This window comes from Streptomyces sp. NPDC000410 (genome assembly GCF_040300305.1).
GTDB lineage: Bacteria > Actinomycetota > Actinomycetes > Streptomycetales > Streptomycetaceae > Streptomyces.
This window is the reverse complement of record NZ_JBEPDM010000121.1, coordinates 1-2,495: the sequence shown is the minus strand read 5'-3', so window position 1 is coordinate 2,495 and position 2,495 is coordinate 1. Positions and strand designations below refer to the sequence as shown.

1 rRNA gene is annotated in these 2,495 nt (G+C 56.6%); it reads right to left on the bottom strand.

The window, feature by feature from the left end:
- Positions 1–21: 21 nt before the first annotated feature.
- Positions 22–2,495, bottom strand: a 23S ribosomal RNA gene (locus ABT342_RS38000); the annotation flags it as partial.

Here is a 2,495-nt window from a genome sequence, read left to right as displayed (position 1 = left end):
ACACAGTGGACGCGAGCAACTGAGGACAAGCCCTCGGCCTATTAGTACCAGTCAGCTCCACCCGTTACCGGGCTTCCACATCTGGCCTATCAACCCAGTCGTCTACTGGGAGCCTTACCCTCTCAAGGAGGTGGGAATACTCATCTCGAAGCAGGCTTCCCGCTTAGATGCTTTCAGCGGTTATCCCTCCCGAACGTAGCCAACCAGCCATGCCCTTGGCAGGACAACTGGCACACCAGAGGTTCGTCCGTCCCGGTCCTCTCGTACTAGGGACAGCCCTTCTCAATATTCCTACGCGCACAGCGGATAGGGACCGAACTGTCTCACGACGTTCTAAACCCAGCTCGCGTACCGCTTTAATGGGCGAACAGCCCAACCCTTGGGACCGACTCCAGCCCCAGGATGCGACGAGCCGACATCGAGGTGCCAAACCATCCCGTCGATATGGACTCTTGGGGAAGATCAGCCTGTTATCCCCGGGGTACCTTTTATCCGTTGAGCGACGGCGCTTCCACAAGCCACCGCCGGATCACTAGTCCCGACTTTCGTCCCTGCTCGACCCGTCGGTCTCACAGTCAAGCTCCCTTGTGCACTTACACTCAACACCTGATTGCCAACCAGGCTGAGGGAACCTTTGGGCGCCTCCGTTACCCTTTGGGAGGCAACCGCCCCAGTTAAACTACCCATCAGACACTGTCCCTGATCCGGATCACGGACCGAGGTTAGACATCCAGCACGACCAGAGTGGTATTTCAACGACGACTCCACCTGAACTGGCGTCCAAGCTTCACAGTCTCCCACCTATCCTACACAAGCCGAACCGAACACCAATATCAAACTGTAGTAAAGGTCCCGGGGTCTTTCCGTCCTGCTGCGCGAAACGAGCATCTTTACTCGTAGTGCAATTTCACCGGGCCTATGGTTGAGACAGTCGAGAAGTCGTTACGCCATTCGTGCAGGTCGGAACTTACCCGACAAGGAATTTCGCTACCTTAGGATGGTTATAGTTACCACCGCCGTTTACTGGCGCTTAAGTTCTCAGCTTCGCCCTGTCGAAACAGAGCTAACCGGTCCCCTTAACGTTCCAGCACCGGGCAGGCGTCAGTCCGTATACATCGCCTTACGGCTTCGCACGGACCTGTGTTTTTAGTAAACAGTCGCTTCTCGCTGGTCTCTGCGGCCACCCCCAGCTCACACTGCAAGAGTGATCACCGGTGATGGCCCCCCTTCTCCCGAAGTTACGGGGGCATTTTGCCGAGTTCCTTAACCATAGTTCACCCGAACGCCTCGGTATTCTCTACCTGACCACCTGAGTCGGTTTAGGGTACGGGCCGCCATGAAACTCGCTAGAGGCTTTTCTCGACAGCATAGGATCATCCACTTCACCACAATCGGCTCGGCATCAGGTCTCAGACTTATATGCACGACGGATTTGCCTACCGTGCGTCCTACACCCTTACCCCGGGACAACCACCGCCCGGGCTGGACTACCTTCCTGCGTCACCCCATCGCTTACCTACTACCACCTTGGATCGCCGGCTCCACCACTTTCCATTCCCCGAAGGGTCCGGAACGGCTTCACGGGCTTAGCATTAATGGGCTCGATATTGGGCGTTTCAAAGCGGGTACCGGAATATCAACCGGTTGTCCATCGACTACGCCTGTCGGCCTCGCCTTAGGTCCCGACTTACCCTGGGCAGATCAGCTTGACCCAGGAACCCTTAGTCAATCGGCGCACACGTTTCTCACGTGTGTATCGCTACTCATGCCTGCATTCTCACTCGTGAACCGTCCACAACTCGCTTCCGCGGCTGCTTCACCCGGCACACGACGCTCCCCTACCCATCACAGCAGGCGTTGGCCCTTATGCTGCAATGACACGACTTCGGCGGTACGCTTGAGCCCCGCTACATTGTCGGCGCGGAATCACTTGACCAGTGAGCTATTACGCACTCTTTCAAGGGTGGCTGCTTCTAAGCCAACCTCCTGGTTGTCTCTGCGACTCCACATCCTTTCCCACTTAGCGTACGCTTAGGGGCCTTAGTCGATGCTCTGGGCTGTTTCCCTCTCGACCATGGAGCTTATCCCCCACAGTCTCACTGCCGCGCTCTCACTTACCGGCATTCGGAGTTTGGCTAAGGTCAGTAACCCGGTAGGGCCCATCGCCTATCCAGTGCTCTACCTCCGGCAAGAAACACACGACGCTGCACCTAAATGCATTTCGGGGAGAACCAGCTATCACGGAGTTTGATTGGCCTTTCACCCCTAACCACAGGTCATCCCCCAGGTTTTCAACCCTGGTGGGTTCGGTCCTCCACGAAGTCTTACCTCCGCTTCAACCTGCCCATGGCTAGATCACTCCGCTTCGGGTCTAGAGCGTGCAACTCAAACGCCCTATTCGGACTCGCTTTCGCTACGGCTTCCCCACACGGGTTAACCTCGCTACACACCGCTAACTCGCAGGCTCATTCTTCAAAAGGCACGCAGTCACGAGA